A 20,309-nucleotide genomic window follows, 5' to 3' on the forward strand; every position below is an offset into this window, starting at 1 on the left:
CCAGCACTCGCTACGGTCGAGTAACCACCGACTGCTGGAGGTCTCGATGTCGAGGTTCCGCTGCACCCTCGTCGCTGTCGTCATGGGCGTGCTCGCCCTGCTCGTATCGGGCTCGAGCGCCACCGCCGCCGGGCCGCCGTGGTGGGAGCCGGTCTCGCCACAGACGCCCGACTCCGAGGTCGACGTCGTCGGCGAACCCTTCACCGGCACGACCGCCACGGGCGAGGTGCGCGGGCTCGTCGACGCGCACACCCACATGTTCAGCGACGAGGGGTTTGGCGGCAACGTCATCTGCGGGCGGACGTTCAGTGCCCACGGCATCGCCGACGCCCTGCGCGACTGCCCGGCGCACCAGCCCGACGGGCGCCGAGCGCTCATCGAGAACCTCACCAACGCCCGTCAGGGCGGCAACCCCTTCGCGAGCCACGACACGGTGGGCTGGCCGACGTTCCGGTTCTGGCCGGCATACGACTCCTTCACGCACCAGCAGATGTACTACAAGTGGGTCGAGCGGGCCTGGCGCGGCGGGCAGCGGATCCTCGTCAACGACCTCGTGTCCAACTCCGGGCTCTGCACGATCAACGGTGTCGTCAACGCGCCGAACCGCAGCTCGTGCAACGACATGGACGCGGTGCGGCGCGAGGCGAGGCTGACCCGCGAGCTCGAGGCGTTCGTCGACGCGCAGTACGGCGGTGCGGGCCAGGGCTGGTTCCGCATCGTGACGACCCCGGCGCAGGCGCGGTCGGTCGTCGAGCAGGGCAAGCTCGCGGTGGTCCTCGGTGTCGAGGTGTCCGAGCCGTTCGGGTGCAAGCAGACGCTGACGATCCCGGCGTGCGGCAAGGCGCAGATCGACCGTGGGCTCGACGAGCTCAAGGCGCTCGGGGTCTCGTCGATGTTCCTGTGCCACAAGTTCGACAACGCGCTCTGCGGGGTGCGCTACGACGAGGGCACGACCGGGGTCATCGTCAACCTCGGTCAGTTCCTCACGACCGGGACCTGGTGGAACCCGCGCACGTGCCGGCCGGGCGAGGTGCCCGACCACACGGTCGCCGGCGGTGTGCTGCCCAAGGAGCTCGCGGTCGCCTTCCCGCTCGCGGTCCTGCCGGTGTATCCCGTTGGGCCGCACTGCAACCCGCGCGGGCTGACGTCGCTGGGGGAGTACGCCGTGCGTGGCCTCGTCAAGCGCCACATGATGGTCGAGGTCGACCACATGTCGGCGAAGGCGGCCGCGCGCACCTTCTCGATCCTCGAGGAGACCTCGTATGCCGGCGCGCTGAGCTCGCACTCGTGGCTCGCCGAGCCGTTCATGCAGAGGCTGTACTCGCTCGGTGGTTTCGCGACCCAGTACGGCCACGGGACGACGGAGTTCGTCGCCGACTGGCGTGCGAGCAAGGCGCAGCGCGACCGGTTCGGCGTCGGCTACGGGTTCGGCATGGACATGAACGGGTTCGGTGGGACGCCCCCGCCGAGGGAGGGCGCGGCGACGTCGGCGGCCGGCCCGGTCGTCTATCCCTTCCGGTCGGTGGACGGTGGCTCGGTGCTGTCGCGCCAACGCACCGGCGATCGGGTGTGGGACGTCAACGTCGACGGTGTCGCGCACTACGGGCAGGTGCCCGACTGGGTGGAGGACCTGCGGATCGTCGGTGGCCAGGAGCTCGTCGACGACCTCATGGCCGGCGCCGAGTCGTACCTCCGGACGTGGGAGCGCGCCGCCGCGAACTGAACCAGTCGTCCGAGGTCGGCTCGCTCGGATCGGTCAGATCGGTGGGTCGGTCAGGTCGCGAGGGTGACCCAGAGGGCGGCGACGCCGAGCAGGGCGGTCGCTGCGGTGACGACGAGGACCTCGCGCACCGCGGGCTCGAGGCCCGGCGCGGGGAAGTGGTGGACCACCCGGCGCAGCCGCGTGCGCGTGGAGAAGAAGAGCCAGGTGGCGGTGAGTGCGGCGAGGACGACGACCACGGTGACGACCGGCCCGTGCTGCGCGGCCCACCTCAGGAAGAGCAGCGAGGCGGCGGCGAACGAGACCGCGGTCCGCTGCCACGCCAGCGCCGTGCGCTCGGGCTGCAGGCCGGCGTCGTCGCGGGGCGTGGGGTGGTCGGTCACGCCTACCTCGTGACGACGAGGACGAGCAGGGTCACGGCCACGACGACGCTGCCGAGGACGAGGAAGGGGATGAGCGTCGGGAACGGCAGCGGGCGGGCGTGCCGCATCGCCTGCTCGACCCGCAGCCACCGGACGCCCGCCCCGACCGCGACGGTGGCGCCGAGGACGGTGAGGCCGATGGCGACGATGCCGCGCACCGTCTCGTCGAGCTCGATCCCGAACCCCTCGATCGCGACGGCGCCGGCGATGAGCGCCAGCCCGGTGCGGATCCACGCGAGGAAGGTCCGCTCGTTGGCGAGCGTGAACCGGGGGTCGGGCTCGGTGCCGTCACGCAGGACCTCGGGGCGCATGGCGTCGACCCTAGCCACGACGGGACGTGAGGGGTGTCGGGAGGCGAGCGGGCGGCATACATTGACAGGCATGTGCCGAAACATCCGTCAGCTGCACAACTTCGAGCCTCCCGCCACGGACTCGGAGGTGTATGCCGCAGCGCTCCAGTACGTGCGCAAGGTCAGCGGGTCGACCAAGCCGTCCCAGGCGAACCAGGAGGCGTTCGACGCGGCGGTGCGCGAGGTCGCGGACGCGACCCAGCACCTGCTCGACCACCTCGTGACGGCCGCGCCGCCCAAGGACCGCGAGGTCGAGGCGGCCAAGGCGCGGGCCCGGTCGGCGGAGAGGTACGGCCGAGCCGGCTGAGCCCCCTGGTCCGTCAGCCCTGGGGGCGGACGGTGAGGACCTGGGCCAGGGTGCCGACCGGACCGTCCTCGTCGTGGAGGACGCTGCTCGTCAGGCCGATGCCGTCGTCGCCGAACGTCACCGCGGTGTCGAAGCCGAGCCATCCGGGGCGGGGTGCCCGGACGAGGTGGGCGGTGAGGTCGAGGTTGGGGAAGGCGACGCGCGTCGGGTCCTCGCGCACGGTCATGCCGTTGGCGATGTCGAGCAGGCCGACGGCTGCGGCGGTGGGTGAGACGTCCTCGCCCTCGACCAGCGGCTCGTCGGTGCGGACCCAGAAGTGGGCGCGGCCCGGCTCGACCTGGTGCCGGCGCAGGTGGGCGGTCGCGATGAAGCCTCCGGGCCACACGGTGGTGGGGTCCCACTCGGGCGTGTCGTCGGGGGACGGGATCGGTGGGGTGGGAGTGCCCGCGATGGCAGTGGTGTCGCGCCGCTGGACGAGCCACGCGCGCAGGAGGACGGCGGGCCGGCCGCCGTGGCTCAGGGTCGCCTCGACGAGCTCGATGGTCCGGCCGGGGCGGCGGACCTCGACGCGGGTGTCGACCTCGTCGATGGGCAGCGTGCCGAGGATGTCGAAGGAGAGCCGGGCCATCGGGAGGCGGTCGCGGCCGGTCTCGGGGCGGCGGGCGTCCCGGTCGGTCTCGACGACGTGGGCGAGGAGGCCGAGGGCCGGCGCGATGTGCTGCTCGTCGAGCGTCCAGGCTCCGCCCGTGTGCCGGGTGGCCCGGAACGTGGTTGGTCCGGTGCGCTCGAAGTAGGCCATGCGGATGATCCTGTCGCACGCCGTGAGCGGGCGGTCGGGGCACCCTTGACACAAGCCCGCCCTACTGCTGGGTAAGGGCCAGTCCCTGAGGGGTCAGACCGGGCATCGAGGTGTGCGACTGTGATGTGGTTCATGTGGACGGGACACGCCCGGATCTTTCTTTCGCGCACATGGGGTGGACAGCAAACCTGCAGGTCAGAGGGTCGGCGCTCGCGAAGTCGGTGCTCCGTCCACAGGCCTTTCCACCGACTGTGCACAACACCGGTCGGCGTTTTCCACCTGTTGTCCACAGGTCGTCCCCAGGTGTGTTTTGGCCTGGTCGCCCGAGGTCCTAGGTTGAGCCGAGCCAGTCGTTCCCGGGCCCTCGTCCGAGCCGACCACGACGTCTGTCGGAGGTCGATGCTGGACTGGTCACACGGCAGACGACGGTACGAAGAGAAGGGGTGAGCGGGTGTCGATCGCGGAGCTCAGCAGCAGCTACACGGGCTCGAGCGACGGTCCCCCCGACGACCGCCTTCCTCCGCAGGACCTCGGTGCCGAGCAGTCCGTCCTCGGCTCGATGCTGCTCAACAAGGACGCGATCGCCGACTGCCTCGAGGTGACGAAGTCGGCCGACTTCTACCGCCCGGCGCACGAGCTCATCTACGACGCGGTCCTCGACCTCTACGGTCGCGGCGAGCCGGCCGATGCCATCACCGTGGCCGACGAGCTCGGCAAGCGCGGTGACCTCACCCGCGTCGGCGGCCAGGCCTACCTCCACCAGCTCATCCAGTCGGTGCCGACCGCCGCCAACGCCGGCTACTACGCCGAGATCGTCCACGAGCGGGCCGTGCTGCGGCGCCTCGTCGAGGCCGGCACCCGCATCGTGCAGATGGGCTACGGCCAGGGTGAGGGCGACGTCGACGAGATCGTCAACCGGGCTCAGGCCGAGGTCTACTCCGTCGCCGAGAAGCGCGGTGGCGAGGACTACCACCAGCTCGGCGAGATCCTCAACGCGACGATGGAGGAGATCGAGGCCGCGGCCGGGCGCACCGACGAGATGACGGGTGTGCCGACCGGGTTCCTCGAGCTCGACAACCTCACCAACGGTCTGCACCCGGGCCAGATGATCGTCGTCGCGGCCCGCCCCGCGGTCGGCAAGTCCACGCTCGGCATCGACATCGCGCGCGCCGCCGCGATCAAGCACAACATGGCGACGGCGGTGTTCTCGCTCGAGATGAGCCGCACCGAGATCACCATGCGCATCCTCTCGGCCGAGGCGACGATCCAGCTCCAGGACCTGCGCAAGGGACTCAAGGGCCAGGAGCAGTGGAACAAGCTCGCGCGCATCATGGGCAAGATCTCCGATGCCCCGCTGTTCATCGACGACTCGCCCAACATGTCGCTCATGGAGATCCGCTCCAAGTGCCGCCGCCTCAAGCAGCAGCACAACCTGCGCATGGTCATCATCGACTACCTCCAGCTCATGAGCTCGGGCAAGAAGGTCGAGTCGCGCCAGCAGGAGGTCGCCGAGTTCTCGCGTGCGCTCAAGCTGCTCGCCAAGGAGCTCGAGGTCCCGGTCATCGCGATCTCACAGCTCAACCGTGGTCCCGAGCAGCGCACCGACAAACGCCCCCAGATGTCCGACCTGCGTGAGTCCGGCTCCATCGAGCAGGACGCCGACATGGTGATCCTGCTCCACCGCGACCGCTCCGACCCCGAGCGCGACGGCGAGGCCGACGTCATCGTGGCCAAGCACCGCAACGGCCCGACCGCTGACATCGTGCTCGCCTTCCAGGGCCACTACAGCCGGTTCAGCAACATGGCCCGCGACGGCGGCTGGGCCGTCCAGCAATAGATGACATCGGTGCGTGTCATGTCATGTGTTGTGCTTGAACGCTCTAAATTTAGAGTCGGTGTCGCCGACCAGACCCGATCTTGGGCAGGTACGACTTTGGGAGTTCTGAGGTAGGTAACACGGCGTGTTACCGGTGGAGCGCCGGGGATCGGTCAGCAGGGCGTGGGCTTTGGTGTTGTCCGTCGGGTTGTCTGCCGATGAGTAGGGCATGTTGAACGAGACCGCGCGAGACGCGTCAACCCAGACCGAGGCCAACCCCAAGCACCTGAAGTCTCCATGGACGTGGGATCTGATCAGGGAGAAGGTCCCTTCCCTTCCGTGCGGGGCGGTGACACTGATCGTCCTGTACGGGGACGACCCATGGTGGCCGTCGCACGCTGCCACCGTCGGTGACCTCATCAAGACGGTCATGACCACGCAGCAGCGGATGGCGTATGTCGGCCTCGGCGACCCGGGACCCTGGGTCGAGTTGTTCGCGGCCGTGCTCAATGGGACTGACGGCAGCGACGATCAGGTCATCGCCCACGTCGATCGCGACCATAAGGTGATGGCTCGCCTCGGCGACGGCACGGGGTTTCAGTACCCCTGTGGTGTCCCGTCCCTCGACAAGGTCGACACGTTCATGGCTGGGGACGAGTACGCGGATGAGCGGCTGCTGATCCTCGATGGTTTCGAGCGGGCTCGCCCCTACGCGGCTGATGGTCCGGTTCTCATCCCGGCCGCGGTCCCTATGACCGGGGAGGACATTGACGCGTGGAGGGCGGCCGACCTGCGGGCCTTCGCAGCGTCCCGTCCGAACGCCCCGACTGTGGTCGTCTGGACCAGCACCGACGCCCAGAGCCCTGAGACGAAGCGGTCCATCGGAGACGCGGCCGACGTGATGGTCCACTACATCGCACGTGAGGAGGGGGACGGTCTCGCGGTCAACGTGCGCTCTGCGCATGGCTGCTGGGAGCAGCACGACTGACCCTTCAATCGATGTGAAGAGACGCCCTTCGACCTCACCGATGTCGAAGGGCGTCTGCGTTGCGTGCGGCCCTACCCGTCCCGGGCCGCGGGTGTGCTCGCCTGGAGCCCGGACGTTTCGCGTCGATCCACCGGGAGGGTGCACCCAAGTGCGAGGTGTGCCGATAGAGGAACCATGACGACGCCTCCCCCTTTCAATCTGCTGTCTCAGTCCGAAACGCGCGCCAACTGTCAGCCATGGAACTGGTACACCCTGGAAGACTTCATCGAGCACGGCTTCGACGAGGACCCCGCCGCGGCGCAGGATTGGTTCGACGCGGACGTGTCCCCAGAGCAGGCCCGGCTCTACATCACGATGGGCATGACGCCGCAGGACGCCTGGGGCTGGTGCATGGTTCCCGAGGCTGTCCAGTCGTTCCTGCACGCTGGCTTCGAGCGAGGCGAGGCCTGGGAGTGGGCCAGCGAAGACATCTTCGGGTACGAGGCGATGTTCTGGCGGGAGAGCGGATTCACCCCCGAGCAGGCGCGAGTGCTGCGGACTGCCACCAAGCCGGTCGCTCAATCAGTCCTGTGGACACTGACTGGGCTGTCCTTCCGCGACGCACTGGAACACGCCGAGAAGGGCGCAAACCCAGCCGAGTTCCTCACGCCTCCAGAGCTGGAGGGTGCTGCCCCTGTGCTGCCGAGCGAAGGGGACGACCACGACGACCACGTGGACTTGCGCAACTGAACATCCTGGCTGTTCCTATCCCACTCAATCCCACCTCAAGAACCAGGCCAAAACTTGGCCCCGTGCGCAACGTCAGGCCGAGACCCTGCCTGCCGATAGGAAAGACATGAACCTCTACTCGCCGTTCGACGACCTCGAAGCCACCTACGAGCGTGGCCACGAGACGTGGGATGACTATCCGGACTCAGCCGAGGCCTTCCGCGACGCGGTCGAGGACGACGCGGCTGAAGCACAGCGCTGGTACGTGTGCGCCTTTACCCGGCGCGACGCCATGGCGTTCCGCGACATGGGCATGACAGTCGACGAAGCGCAGTCCTGGGGACTGAACGCAGCGATGGTTCAGCGGTTCCGCGCGCTCGCTTTCACCAAGCAGGAAGCCCGCGCGTGGGCCCTGGCGGGCTTTTGGCCAGACCACGCCTTCCACTGGCGCCGTCGCGGCACCCCGATCGAGACTGCGCGCCTCATCGTGGAGCACAGCGACAGTCCTACCGCGGCCCTTGCCTGGACCTTGGTTGCCGAGTCGTCCGATGCCATCGCCGACATGGCTCTCGCGGGTCGCAGACCCAGCGAGATTTTGGCCAGACAGGCCCGTCACGGGCTCTCCGAGCCGACGTAGAACCCAGCCGCTACACCGCTGCGGCACTTGCGTCTTTGCCCGGGTACGACCGGCTGATAGCTCTGTGCTGGCAACCACGCTGCCGGCGCAGTCAGGGGAGCCTGCTGGCCGCTTGCGCACCGGGGGAGGAGACCCGCGGCCGCGATAGGCGATACATCTGTGTGGCAGCCAGAGGCCGGAATCCTTGAGGAAGCCCTATTCTGAACTGCCGCGACCCTGCGAGCAACGGCAGGTATCTATCCACGATGACTGCCCGACACGGCCACCCGGTAGCGCGCAAGCAGGCACAAGTCGGCCTTGGTCTGGTTCGCCGCTCGCAAGGGGCGGCCGACGGCGACATCCCGGCCGCCCTGCTCCGCGTCGAGCCCGCACGAGTACTGCACGCGGCCCGCGTCACCGCGAACGGGTGGCTGGTATAGCAACGCCCGAGGGGTCGGTCTGGCTGCTGTGTGAGTGGCCGTTCCTGCGCGGTATCTGCGCCTCGCGGGATGACGCGGAAGATGTGCCGACGGGCTACGAGCCAAGTTGGTGAACAGAGGTCCGTTCACTTGTCTATGGCTACCCACGCACCTTGGCAGACATTGACGCACGCAATGAACCGACGCGGCTGCAGGCGTTGGTTCGTGGGCTCGCACACGACTTGTAGGCCCAACAATCGAGGTGAAGGGGACGTCGGCGACGCTCACAATTCTGAACATATGCTCACTTTTCTGTGCGAGCGGGCGAGCGGCGGCGAGATTGCGATGTCAGAGGGCGGCGGCACGATCCCCTCATGGGAGGCGGCGAGTACTGCGTGACGGGCAAACATCGGTATCGGACGGAGCGACTGGCTCAGTTGGTGCTGATCGAGGCAACCTTGCGGGCGAACCGTGGGGCGCCATCTCGTCAGGAGGTCCGGCACTACGAGTGCGAGAAGTGTCAAGGCTGGCACCTGACATCCCAACTCCGTCCCACCACCCGTTGACTGGGGAGCAGCGCACGAACCCGATCGGTACGGCAGGTCGAGCCGCACGTCTGCACCGTCCAAAGGGATCGCACGCTCCCGGGCGATCCTTGTCTTGTGGCTTCCCTTAGATAAGGATCCGAGTCGATCCCTATCTAACACTTCGGGGACGGAGCCTCCGTGCCCCCTGCGCCAAGCGCCAACCCGCTCGCGAGCAGGTTAGGTATCCAGATTCTCGGATAACCCGATATAACTTGACCGAGGGGACACTCGTGATCCATCTCGGGCAAAGCCCCGAGAGTCACACACGCCCAGCGTTGGGCACCTTTAGCCTTCCGGCTCGGAGAGCCAGCCCACGGGGCGGAGCATCTACGTCCAATCTCTGCAACTAACATGCAGGGATGGCCCAGAGAACCCGAGTAGTCCTCATCAGTGACTTATCTGGCGAAGAAATCGCGGAAGGTGACGGCGCCACCGCCACTTTCACCATCAACGGCGCTTCATACGAGATCGACCTCACGAGCAAGGAAGCGCAGGAGTTCGATGCTCACTTCGAGCGGTACGTCGGCGCAGCTCGGCGCACAGGCGGTCGCCGCTCGACAAACCGAAAAGGTGCCCGAGCGAAACCCACCACCAGCGGGAAGTACGACGCAAAGGCAGTACGAGCCTGGGCCCAGTCCAACAACATCGACGTACCAGCTCGCGGCCGCATCCCTGCTGCAGTGGTGGAAAAGTTCAAAACCGCCAACTCGTGACTGACCGCAGGTTCGCTCCGCTAGGGCGCTGACGATGATACGGAGTGTCGATGACGGGGCCGCCCGTGTCGTAGGAATCCGTCCGCACATGCCGAGTTCCGGACGTTCGCTGTCGCGAACTGAGTCAGACTGGGTCGGGCGACAAGGGCCGGTCGTGAGACGTCCGCGAAGGCTTTCGAGGGAAAGGCTGTGTTCGTTGAATTACCCACCGCCAAGGCTGTCTACGAAGATCGAGTTCATCGGCACGGGACCAATGAATGGCGTGTCGATTGCCTACGAGGCATCCGTCGTGGCTCACTTGGATTGGGTCGTCCAAGAGTTCGACGCACTGTGGGCCGCGCGTGGGGGAGGCAAGCCCTTGGAGGTCGTGGTGAACTTTTCTGACAACGCCTCGCGCGCGAGGGTTCGAATGGTCAATCGGGAAAGTCGATGCTTCACAAGCATTCACCGAACGCCGAAGTCAACCCAAGTGCCCGAGGCCGTCGAGATCGCGAGGCAGGACGTGGTCGAGTGGCTGGAGGCGGTTCGTCGTCGCTTTGACCTCGATCCTTGGCCGGAGTTGCCGCCGCTCGCTACGTTCGCCGAGGACATTCGGGCCTATCGCGTCCCAGACGACGAGTGGTAACCCGCAGTTGGACCCTGACCGCCATAGCATCCGCTGATGCCGCAACGCGGAAGCTTGACGCTGTCGATAGCCGAGCGTATCGAGTACGGGCGTCATCCACGCCGGCAGTCGGGCCTCCTAGTCCATGCAAGGATGCGGGCGTGTACGCAGCTGACTTGTGGGCCCGGCCATGCATGCCCTGATGGCGCTTATCGGAGTCTCGCTCGTGACCGCCTGGCTTGTATTTCGTGAGCCGGAGCTGCAGACCCACGGGCTCGGCGAGCGAGGCGCTCTGTCGGCAGCATGGCTAGTGCCGGCAGCGTTGCTGGGCATCGCTGGGTCCGCCGACTCGCGTTTGGGTGCAGCGGCCATTCTTTCGGCTGCGACGATCGGTACAGGAGGCCGTCCTGCGCTGCTCATGGATCGAGTGATTCACCTGTGGCCCGCAGACAAGGCTGGTTTGGCTCGCCGCCGGGTGTCTGGATACGTGGCACTGGTGGCTGTTGCGATCGTTGTGGGCATTGTCCTGACGCGATAGAACCGATTGCAGGCACGTGGCAAAGGGGGATGGGCTGACCTTCTGGCCTTCGTGGATCCTCCGTCATGCCGTCCGTCAGCAAGGGGTGACAGACGTCCTCATCTGCCGCCAATAGGGCGACTAGCTGCCGAGGCGGTCACTCGGAGGTGATGGGTGCGCCGATGGCCGCGAGCGGTGGCATGAGCTCTGGCGGCTACTCTGTCACCCACCAGTACTCGAGGGCGGAAAGGCGACCGTCGTCTACAAAGAGGAGGAGCCCGCCGTCGTATCCCTCGCCATCGACCACCGCCTGCACCGGCGTCCGGCTCGTCACGGTGGCGCGTGGACTATCCGCGCTGACCCACAGGTCGATGATCATGCCCTCGCGGCTGGCGGACACGGACTCCGCCTGCCGCCGAAGCTCTACGACGCCCGGGAAGTCGACCGACAAGAGCAGAGCGAGGATGTCGCTCTCGCGATCATTGAGCAGTCGGGGCACTAGGGGATGGTCGCACGGACCGGCCAGAATCGACCGCTCATGTCGCTGATCGCGGACGAGGGTCCGAAGGCCTAGCGCGGAGTCAACACGCCCATGGCCGCGGCGAGGCTTCGCGCGTCGTCCGCCGCGTCGCCAAGCAGAGCAACGACAGAAGGCTTGGCCAAGTGAGCGGAGACGGTTCCGCGCCATTCCGACCGGTCTGACGCTGAAGCGCTCCGCGACCCGTGGCTGCTCGCCAACCCGGTCAGGATGGCTTGCAGATCTTGCAGGTCCGCCCACGCCTCCCACTCTTCATCCGAGGCGTCGTCGGAAGGCATGGGCGGATCAACGGCCTGCACCCGTCGGTGCAGAGCCCGTAGCTTCCGGTTGTCCCAATAGCCCACACCCGGAGTTTGTCAGGCTTCTGGACTTCCGCACATCAGCGTGAGGTATTTACCGGATATGCCGCAGAGTGCACGGCAACCTGCGGCGGCCCTGGGGTCCAAGACCTCCGACGCCCAAGGAGTGCCGCTACCTGCTTGTATCTTTTCCCCCATGGGGGTTACGGAAGTCGGGTTCCACGTCAACTGGTCCGTTCTGCCCATCGTCTTGGTGGTCGCAGTAGGTGTCGCCTTGTACGCCAGGAAGGTATCGGGCAGCTGGACCCGTCCGTGGCTGGGCACGAAGCCCGTCTGGTGGTTCGTCCTTCTGTTCTTTCTTCCCCCATTCAGCTACGTCTATCTCGCTGTGTCCCTCTTCTCTAACCGACACGCACCGGAAGCCATCACTGGCCAACGCCCAGTTCGGTGACGGGTGCCACCGCAGACGTAAGACGATGGCAGATCGACTACACGGCGGACTGGCCAATGATGGTGCCTGAACGCCCGCTCATGCCGCGTAACGGGGGGTCTGGGCGCTGGGTCGCCACCCTTCGGCGCAGGTGCCTCGACCGTAAGTGGCCGCAGAGAGTTAGTAGTCCGTCAAGCCCAACGAGGTTTGTCAGTCATTCCAGGGTGACCGCCGGAGCCTCACCCCCATGGCGCAAAGCTGCGGCGAGCGCTAGGTAGTCGAGGCGCTGGGCCCGTGCGAATTAGACGACCTCTTCACGCTCCGCCGCGGCGTGCGAGTCCGACAGGGTCAGTCGCAACGTGCCTCGACGAAGCCAAGTCGGCGGCGTCAGTTCCACGCCCGTCACGGTCGTCGCCTCCAGTGCGCGCATCGTGTGCGACATCACCCCGCCCAGGAAACGAATGATGACCAGGCTGTTCCGATCGAGAGTCACAACGCATTGGACACCTTGGGCGGTGATCAATGAGAGACTCCATGTGAGCAACGTTGAGAATGATCTGGACATCGTCAACCTACGGCCGCTCGTGACTCTGCGGCGAAAACTACGAGGAAACTGGCACTGTCGCGCAACTGGCACCGTCACGGGAGGGAGGTAGCCCCCTTTTGGTGCTGCACATGCTCAGTCGTCCTTTCGGTGATGTGCGATCCTCGCCAGCCTCAAGCGAACCTTCCCGTCGACACGCTTCGTGGTCTTTCGGGTCTGGCATGCCGGGATCCGGGGCGATAAGCGTCGATCGAATTCGCGTTGGCCGTCTTCACGTCCGTGCATGGTCGCTGGGCCCAGATCTTTGGCCGCTTTCGAAAATCGATGGCTCTGGCCTCTTTCCTCCTGTGTGAAGTTTGCGCTTTAGTGTGCTCGGGCGCCCGTGCAGGGCTGGCGTCGCGAGCGCGGGGGGATTCACGTGGCTGGTGGTCTGCAGGCTGGGTTGTCGGGGCGTCGCGGGGGAAGTTGGCGGATGTCTGCGGCGGTGGCTGGGTCCGTCGCGGCGGCGTTGACGCTGTCGCTGTTTTCCCCAGGTCCGGGTGTGCCTTCGGCGCAGGCGGTTGGCTCGCTTGGAGTGCCAGCGCCGGAGGTGCCTGTCGAGGCCAAGCCTGTCGCTGCTGTCCCGGCGCCGGTGCGATCGATGCCTGCGGCGAGGGTGTCTTCGCCGGTGTGGCCGGGCAAGGCCAAGGGCACGGTCGCGATGCCTGTTTCTGATGGTGAGGTGGCGGTGCCGGGCTCGGTGGTGTCGCTGTCGCGCCGGGGCACAGCGGCTGCCCCGGCTCGGGTGTCGACTCCGGTGACGGACCCTGGGATGGCGGTGACTGGAGCGCAGGTGCCTCGGGCGCCGCGCCCGGTTGAGGTGCCGGCGAAGGTGTCGGTGGAGGCTCTGGGCGCGGATGTGGCGTCGCGGTTGGGCGGGCATGGGGTGGCGTTCACGTTGACTCGAGCCGATGCGGCCGCAGCAGGTCCTGGGCGGGTCGCGGTTCGTGTCGATGCGTCGGGGTTTGCTCGAGCGTTCGGTGGCGGGTTCGCGTCACGGCTGCGTCTGGTGCGGGTGCCGCGGTGCGCGCTGGATCTGGCACGCGTTGGTGCGGCGGTGTCCTCGCCGGACTGTGCGTGGATTCCCGAGCCGGTTGAGGCGGTGGTCGACCCGTTGGCGGGGACGGTGTCGGCGGACCTGACGGTGGATGCCCCTGCGTCACTTGTCCCAGGTGCGGCGGCCGGCACTACCGAAGCGGCTCCTTCGCCGGCGACCACGCCCTCGGAGTCGTCGGCGAGCGGGTTGGGCGCGGGTGAACCGGGGCCAGCGGCCTCGCCGAGTCCGACGGAGCCGCCATCGATGCCGTCGCCCACACCCAACGAGTCGCCGTCCGAGTTGCCTTCCCCGGAGCCGTCCCCGTCGGTGGCGTCGCCAGTGGAGCCCTCTACGCAGCCGGATGAGGGAGCGGTCTATGTGGTGTCGGCGGGTCCGTCGGGTTCGGAGGGGACGTTCACGGCGACGCCGTTGACGGTGGCGGGATCGTGGTCGGTGGGGTTGCAGTCGGGGTCGTTCAACTGGTCCTCGCCCATTCCGATGGCGCCGGCGTTGACGGGTGACGTGCCGTCGATGTCGTTGCAGTATGACTCGTCGTCGGTGGATGGGATGACCGCGGGCGACAACTCGCAGGCGTCGCAGCAGGGCATCGGGTGGGGGCTGTCGCAGGCGTACATCGAGCGGGTGTACCGCGCGTGCTCTCAGGACGGTCATTCGTCGATGGGTGACCTCTGCTGGGACGAGGAGCACTACCGGCTGGTCATGGACGGGCAGTCCTCGGAACTGGTGGAGGACACGGCTGCGGTGGGTGCACCGGCCGGGTCGCGGGTGTTCCGGACACGTCAAGACGGTGGGTTGCGGTTGGAGCTGGCGGCGTCGGGCTCGAGCACCTACGGCGACAATGACGGTGAGTACTGGCGGGTGTACGAGACCGACGGCACGTTAAACGTGTTCGGTCGCGGATTCGTGCAGTATGCGGGCCAGGCCGCGGACGCGACGAACTCGGTGTGGACGGTCCCGGTGTTCGGTGACGACGCGGGGGAGCCATGTCACCAGTCGACCTTGGCGGCGTCCTGGTGCCAGCAGGCGTGGCGGTGGAACCTGGACTCGGTCCTGGACCGGCACAACGGACAGACCGCGTACGTGTACGCCAACGAGGTCAACCGGTACCGGCTCCAGGGTGCCTCGGATGTCCTGTATGACCGCGGCGGGTTCCTGACCCGGGTTGACTACTCCTCAAGGTACCTTCCCACAGGGTCGGAGGCGGCGCGGTCGCGCACGTCGTTCACGTTCGAGCCGCGCTGTTCCCAGCGGGCGACCGGGGCAATCGTGGGCGCGACACCAGCGTGCGCGAGCTTCGGAGCGGCCAACGCGTCGTCGTACCCGGATGTGCCGATGGACCTGCTGTGCACCTCGGGATGCACCCAGAAGTCCCCGTCGTTCTTCTCGCACTACCTGATGCGGTCGGTGACGTCGTACACGCGTGCCAGCGGGTCTTACGTCCCGGTGGACAAGGTCGAGTACGCGTACTCCTACCCTGACCCCGGTGACGGCTCGTCACCGTCGCTGTGGCTGGCCAAGATCCGCCGTTCGGGGGTGGACGGCTCCAGCGCGCTGGCCCTGCCGGATGTGACGTTGACGGGGCAGGCACGCCCGAACCGGGTGGACTACAACACCTCGGCCGGCGTGGCGCCGCTGAACAAGTACCGGGTGGTGTTCATCGGTGACGAGCTCGGCGGGGAGGTCGAGGTCACCTACGGCCAACCTGCCGGGCAAACATGCACGAGCGCGAACATCCCGAGCGTGTGGGACACCAACACCTTGGCGTGCTTCCCCAGGTACTGGGTGCCCGAGTTCGGGCCGGCAGGGTTCGGGGCGTTCCACAAGTACGTGACGACCAAGGTCGTGCGCGACAACCGGTTCCCGGTCGGCGCCGACGACACCGCGACCGGGTCCGCGGACCAAGTCACCGACTACGCCTACGGGGGGACCCCCGGCTGGCATCACGACGACTCCCCGACGGCGCCGGCCTCGACACAGTCCTGGGCGGGCTGGCGCGGGTACGAACTGGTCACGGTCGCGACCCGCACCGACTCGGCCTACCGAGGCAGCACGGTACGGATGGCCCGCACCAACCACCTGTTCTACCGGGGGATGCACGGCGACAAGCTCATCAACGGCACCCGCACCGCGAGCCTGACCGACTCGACCGGGACCGCGGTCACCGACTGGGCGTACCTGTCCGGGCTCGAACGCGAAACCCGACAGCTCAACCTCACCCCGTCGGGCGCCGACAGCTCCGAAGACTCCGGCACCCTGACCGGATACACCACCGCGCGCACCCCGGTCAAAGCCAACCCGGCCGGCAGTGCGGACCCGGTGCACGACTCGTACATGATCGAACCGAGCGCGGTGGTGCAGCGGCAACGCACCGTCGACGGCGGCGTCGCGGGGTCCCGCACGCTGACCACGTCGTACACGTACACGAGCCTGGGCCAGACCCTCACCGAGTCCTCCACCGGCGCAGGGGATCCCCGATGCACCACCTACACCTATGCCGGGGACGCGGCCGCGACCGCGAGGAACAAGCTCGACTACGTCGCCCAGGTCGACACCCGCGCCGGGTCGGTGTGCGGCAGCGGCGCGTTCCTGTCGCGGCAGCAGACCTACTACGACAACGAGACCGTCCTGACCGGACGGCCCATCGGGGCCGGCGACCCGACCAAGACCATCACCGGCAAGGACACCGACACCGCCGGAACCGCGGTCACCAGCACCGTCACCACCACCGCCACCTACGACGCGTATGGGCGCGTGCTGGCCAGCACCGACGGCAACGGCAACACCACGAGCACGACCTATCCCGCCGTGACCGCCACCCCGCAGACGGTGAAGGTCACCAACGCCCTCAACCAAGACCTGACCACCACTTTGGACTCGCGCAGGCTCGCCCCGGCCACGGTCCTGGACGCCAACGGCAACACCACCTCCACCGTCACCGACCTGCTGGGTCGCGTCGTCAAGGGCCTGCTGCCCGGCGACACCGCCGCGACCGCGTCGCACACGTTCACGTACACCCTGGACCCGGCCAAGGCGTCCCCGGCGAAGATCACCACCAGCCGCCGCCAACCCGACGGCACCTACCTGTCGTCCACGACGTTCCTCGACGCCCTCGGGCAGCCACGCCAAACGCAGACGGTCGCCCCCACCAGCCCCTACCAAGGCCAGAACGTCACCCAGCTGACCAACCTGCGCTACGACGAAGCCGGCCGGGTCGAAGCCCAGTCCCAACCCATCGCCGCGTTCGGCACCGCCGGCGCCGCGATGCTCACCTTCTCCACGACGGCGTTCAACGAGACCCGCACCGTCTACGACTCGATCAGCCGCCCCATTATCGACCGGTTCTACGGACGAGACGTGCTGCAGTGGCAAACCTCCACCGCCTACTACGGCTCCCGCACCGTCACCACCCCACCGGCCGATGGAGGCGTGCCGTCCACTGTCACCGTCGACATCCTTGGCCGGGTCACCGCCCACACCGAAGGGTCTGGCTCCACCACCGCCACCACCAGCACCGACTACGACGCCGCCGACCGCCCCATCACCTTCACCGACGCCGCCGGCCACCAGTCCACCTACCGCTACAACCTCCTCGGTGCCCGCACCCGCACCGACGACCCCGACACCGGCGTCACCACCACCACCTACGACAACAACACCAACCCAGTCACCGCCACCCGCGCCTCCGGCGCATCCACCACCACCACCTACGACGCCCTCAACCGCGTCACCCAAGTCACCGGCAAAACCACCCCCACCGCCGCCGCCCTCACCCTCCAGACACAGACGTACGACTCCACCACCATCCCTGGCGGCATCGGCCGGCCCGCCACCACAACCCTGACGGACCCCGCCACCGGCACCTACACCCAAGCCGCGACCGGATACACCAGCCACGGCCTTCCCACCGGCACCACCTACACCTTCCCCGCCCTCGGCGGGAAAACCACCCCCAGCACCTACACCGTCGGCCTGGGCTACGACACCGCCGACCGACCCACCACCCTCACCCACCCAGCCGCCGGAGCCCTACCCGCCGAAACCGTCACCACCGGCTATACCCCCCTCGGGCTCCCATCAACCCTGACCGGCACCACCGCCTACGTCACCGCCACCAGCTACCACGGCCACGGCGCACTCGCCTCCCGCACCCTCGCCGCGACCCCGTCACCCATCACCCGGTCCTACACCTGGGACGGACCCACCCAACGCCTCGGCGCCGTCACCACCACCATCGGCACCACCACCGCCCAAAACGACACCTACACCTGGGCCGACGCAGGCCAGCTCCGCACCCTCACCGACACCACCACCCCCACGGCCGTCACCACCTGCCACACCTACGACCCCCTCAACCGCCTTACCCACGCCTGGACCACCACCGCCACCCCCTGCACCGACAACGACACCACCACCGCCGCCGGACCCGCGGGTTACAACACCTCCTGGACCTACACCCCCGACGGAAACACCACCAGCGTCCGACGCGGGGCCAACACCAGCACCTACGCCTACACCGACCCCGCCCACCCCCACGCCGCCACCACCGCCGGACCCACCACAGCCACCTACACCCCCGACGGACACACGAACACCACCACCAAAACCGGGGCCCCCACCACCACGCACGAATGGGACCTGCTCGGGCACCTCACCTCCACCACCACCGGCACCGACACGACCCGCACCAGCCACACCCCCGACGGCACCCGCCTGGCCCGCATTACTCCCAACGGCACCGCCACGCTCTACCTACCCGGCCAAGAAATCGACCTCACCAACGGAGCCACCACCGCCGTCCGCCGCTACTACACCATCAACGACGCCACCGTCGCCCTACGCGTCGTCACGGCCGCCAGCAACACAGTCACCTGGCAAACCAACGACCGGCAAGCCTCCGTCGACCTCCAAATCACAGACGGCACCACCACACCCAACCGCGCATACACCGACCCCTACGGTCAACCCCGCCCCGGCACCGCCACCCTGGCCACCGACCGCGGCTGGCTCGGGAAGACCACCGACCCCACCACCAACCTCACCCACCTAGACGCCCGCTACTACGACACCACCATCCAGCGCTTCCTCAGCCCCGACCCCCTCAACGACCAACGCACCACCCAAACCCCAAACCCGTATACCTACGCCGGCAACAACCCCATTAGCTACAGCGACCCCAGCGGCCTCGTTCTCACATCAGGAACAGACCGCGCCACCACTAGCGACGTCAAGACCCACAACCGAAAGGTGCAACGGGCCGCCGTCAAGGCCCGCCACGGCTCGGCGCACCGAAAGAAGACGGCTGGAGGTGTCCGAAGAAGTACAAACAGTGGGGCACCGGATGCCGTCACGATGTCAGTGGGCGGTGGCGGCGATCCTCGTTGCGGATGCACGTACAACTACACCGCACTAACGCAGGACTATCGCTGGTATACCAATTCCTGGTCCGAGTTATCTACCGCCGAGAAGTTTCTATTCGGAACCATCCTCGCCATACCCCTCGCCTTGGCCTGCGCGGCGACTTGCACAATTGCCGGGATCGGTGCGGCCTCCGAGACTGCGGCAATCGCGCTCGCCGAAGTCGGAGCCCCCGGCGCCATGGCGGGAGCAGGCGCTATAGGCACAGGCTTGGTCAAGGCCTCAAGTGCCGCAAACAGCGTGAAGTCTGCCGCTCCAAGTACGTTTACTCGTGCGGAGACTCTCAGCGGACGTGCATCTCAGCGGACAGTAAACGAGATTGCGGATTCGATGCGTACCAATGGTTGGCAGGGCGCACCAATCGATGTGGTCGAACTGCAGGGCCAACGCATCGTCGTTGACGGACATCACCGACTCGCTGCCGCTCGGCGAGCCGGTATCGATGTGCAGTACCAGGTCGTAGATCCGTCATCCGTGATTGGCCCGGGCAGGTACACCTCGATCGACGACATTCTCCAATCGACCTATTCCGTCGGCAGGGACAGGCTGCGATGAGGCCCCGCGAAATCGTAGACACCTTCGTGCAACTGACAGCCCAGTGCCTGGATGCCCTCATTGCCAAGTACGAAGGGACTGAACGCCCGACGGTTTGGACCGGCCTCTTCCTGCAACCGCGAAACGGCGGCGAGCCTGTCCGGTCTGGGGTGCTTGAAGGGTTGGGGACCTTTAAGCTCCACGGTCGTGGTTGTCAGTTCGAGCTGGAGTCGGGCGCCGACGTCGACGTCGACTGGGACGCCGAGGGTCGCGCGGTGTTCGATTCCTGGGGAATCTTGATGTATGCCCGGTCGATCGGCGAAGTGTCCGCCGACCGAGAGTCCCTGCGTGTAGCCGCGTCGGAAGTGGCCACGGTCGTCGTGATTGGCCCCGACACCTTCACATGGCGCGATCGGCGCTACGACCTCGCCCTGGGTGACGCCTGATGCTGCGCGCCATCCGCACGCTCCTCGTCGCGCTCCAGGCGCTGGTTGAGTTTGCGCGGGCCGCGGCAGCCGCTGAGTTGGCTTCTCTGATGGGGTTCATCACATACACGTACGCCAACACTTGAACGAGCCTGACGACGCTGCTGCCCTGGGTGGTCAGTTTGGTTGGGCGCGGAAGGTCCGAACGCCGATATGGGGACAGGGCCTGATTGAGACTCTGGGTGCGGAGCTCCTGACGTGGCTGCCTCGTCATGCGCAGAGCCAATCGTGACGTCCTCATCTGCCGCGGATGGTGAGACCTGTTCGGGGAAGGTCGAATGAGCATGTCCAACGATCCGCCGACTCTTCTGGCACCGTAGCCACGTCCGCCGGAAAGCGGCTTGAACTGCGAACGGCAATGCGGGGGAATCATGGTGAGTTCCGGCCGGGGACGGCTGTCGA

Annotated in this window: 15 protein-coding genes; 11 read left to right on the top strand and 4 right to left on the bottom strand. The window is 67.2% G+C overall.

The genetic code is table 11. The annotated features are described in order from the left end of the window. Positions 1–46 precede the first annotated feature (46 nt). Positions 47–1,723: a Coagulation factor 5/8 type domain-containing protein gene (locus tag ACSQ11_RS06220; RefSeq protein ID WP_436004055.1), complete on the top strand. Its 1,677-nt coding sequence runs from the start codon at positions 47–49 to the stop codon at positions 1,721–1,723. Positions 1,724–1,773: 50 nt separating this feature from the next. On the opposite strand, the gene ACSQ11_RS06225 is transcribed toward ACSQ11_RS06220, so the two are convergent. Continuing rightward, positions 1,774–2,103, bottom strand: coding sequence for a DUF202 domain-containing protein (locus ACSQ11_RS06225; protein WP_436004057.1), 330 nt, complete (start codon positions 2,101–2,103; stop codon positions 1,774–1,776). Between the two features lie 2 nt (positions 2,104–2,105). Further along, complete coding sequence (locus tag ACSQ11_RS06230; RefSeq protein ID WP_436004059.1) at positions 2,106–2,453, bottom strand: YidH family protein; 348 nt, start codon at positions 2,451–2,453, stop codon at positions 2,106–2,108. 70 nt (positions 2,454–2,523) lie between these two features. Here ACSQ11_RS06230 and ACSQ11_RS06235 point away from each other — a divergent pair, with 70 nt between their 5' ends. Continuing rightward, complete coding sequence (locus ACSQ11_RS06235; RefSeq protein WP_147062935.1) at positions 2,524–2,799, top strand: DUF2277 domain-containing protein; 276 nt, start codon at positions 2,524–2,526, stop codon at positions 2,797–2,799. A 13-nt stretch (positions 2,800–2,812) separates the two neighbouring features. Here ACSQ11_RS06235 and ACSQ11_RS06240 read toward each other — a convergent pair whose 3' ends face one another. Continuing rightward, positions 2,813–3,598, bottom strand: a complete 786-nt coding sequence (locus ACSQ11_RS06240) for a thioesterase family protein (protein WP_436004061.1) — start codon at positions 3,596–3,598, stop codon at positions 2,813–2,815. Positions 3,599–4,049: 451 nt separating this feature from the next. On the opposite strand from ACSQ11_RS06240, the gene dnaB reads away from it, so the two are divergent. From dnaB to ACSQ11_RS06270, 6 genes are all read left to right on the top strand, one after another. After that, positions 4,050–5,435 carry a replicative DNA helicase gene (gene dnaB, locus ACSQ11_RS06245; RefSeq protein WP_436004063.1) on the top strand — a complete coding sequence of 462 codons (1,386 nt, stop codon included), beginning with the start codon at positions 4,050–4,052 and terminating at the stop codon, positions 5,433–5,435. Positions 5,436–5,643: 208 nt separating this feature from the next. Beyond that, positions 5,644–6,402: a hypothetical protein gene (locus ACSQ11_RS06250; protein ID WP_436004065.1), complete on the top strand. Its 759-nt coding sequence runs from the start codon at positions 5,644–5,646 to the stop codon at positions 6,400–6,402. Between the two features lie 174 nt (positions 6,403–6,576). Then, the gene (locus ACSQ11_RS06255; RefSeq protein WP_436004067.1) at positions 6,577–7,131 is read left to right on the top strand and encodes a hypothetical protein; all 555 of its coding nucleotides are present in this window, start codon (positions 6,577–6,579) and stop codon (positions 7,129–7,131) included. A 106-nt stretch (positions 7,132–7,237) separates the two neighbouring features. Next, a complete protein-coding gene (locus tag ACSQ11_RS06260) occupies positions 7,238–7,747 on the top strand; it encodes a hypothetical protein (RefSeq protein WP_436004069.1) in 510 nt (169 codons plus the stop codon). 1,344 nt (positions 7,748–9,091) lie between these two features. After that, the gene (locus ACSQ11_RS06265; RefSeq protein WP_436004071.1) at positions 9,092–9,445 is read left to right on the top strand and encodes a histone-like nucleoid-structuring protein Lsr2; all 354 of its coding nucleotides are present in this window, start codon (positions 9,092–9,094) and stop codon (positions 9,443–9,445) included. Positions 9,446–9,707: 262 nt separating this feature from the next. Beyond that, positions 9,708–10,070 carry a hypothetical protein gene (locus ACSQ11_RS06270; RefSeq protein WP_436004073.1) on the top strand — a complete coding sequence of 121 codons (363 nt, stop codon included), beginning with the start codon at positions 9,708–9,710 and terminating at the stop codon, positions 10,068–10,070. A 710-nt stretch (positions 10,071–10,780) separates the two neighbouring features. On the opposite strand, the gene ACSQ11_RS06275 is transcribed toward ACSQ11_RS06270, so the two are convergent. Beyond that, positions 10,781–11,065 (bottom strand): hypothetical protein, encoded by a 285-nt coding sequence (locus ACSQ11_RS06275; protein ID WP_436004075.1) that lies wholly within the window; start codon positions 11,063–11,065, stop codon positions 10,781–10,783. Between the two features lie 2,651 nt (positions 11,066–13,716). Between ACSQ11_RS06275 and ACSQ11_RS06280 the strand changes: the two genes are divergently transcribed. From ACSQ11_RS06280 to ACSQ11_RS06290, 3 genes are read left to right on the top strand one after another with little or no spacing between them, the layout of a single operon-like run. Beyond that, a complete protein-coding gene (locus ACSQ11_RS06280; protein WP_436004077.1) occupies positions 13,717–19,443 on the top strand; it encodes an RHS repeat-associated core domain-containing protein in 5,727 nt (1,908 codons plus the stop codon). Continuing rightward, positions 19,440–19,868, top strand: a complete 429-nt coding sequence (locus tag ACSQ11_RS06285; protein ID WP_436004079.1) for a DUF6896 domain-containing protein — start codon at positions 19,440–19,442, stop codon at positions 19,866–19,868. The genes ACSQ11_RS06280 and ACSQ11_RS06285 overlap by 4 nt, the downstream gene beginning before the upstream one ends. Then, positions 19,868–19,993, top strand: a complete 126-nt coding sequence (locus ACSQ11_RS06290) for a hypothetical protein (protein ID WP_436004081.1) — start codon at positions 19,868–19,870, stop codon at positions 19,991–19,993. The genes ACSQ11_RS06285 and ACSQ11_RS06290 overlap by 1 nt, the downstream gene beginning before the upstream one ends. Positions 19,994–20,309 lie beyond the last annotated feature (316 nt).

The sequence above is a fragment of the Knoellia sp. LjRoot47 genome (assembly GCF_964253435.1).
Lineage (GTDB): Bacteria > Actinomycetota > Actinomycetes > Actinomycetales > Dermatophilaceae > Knoellia.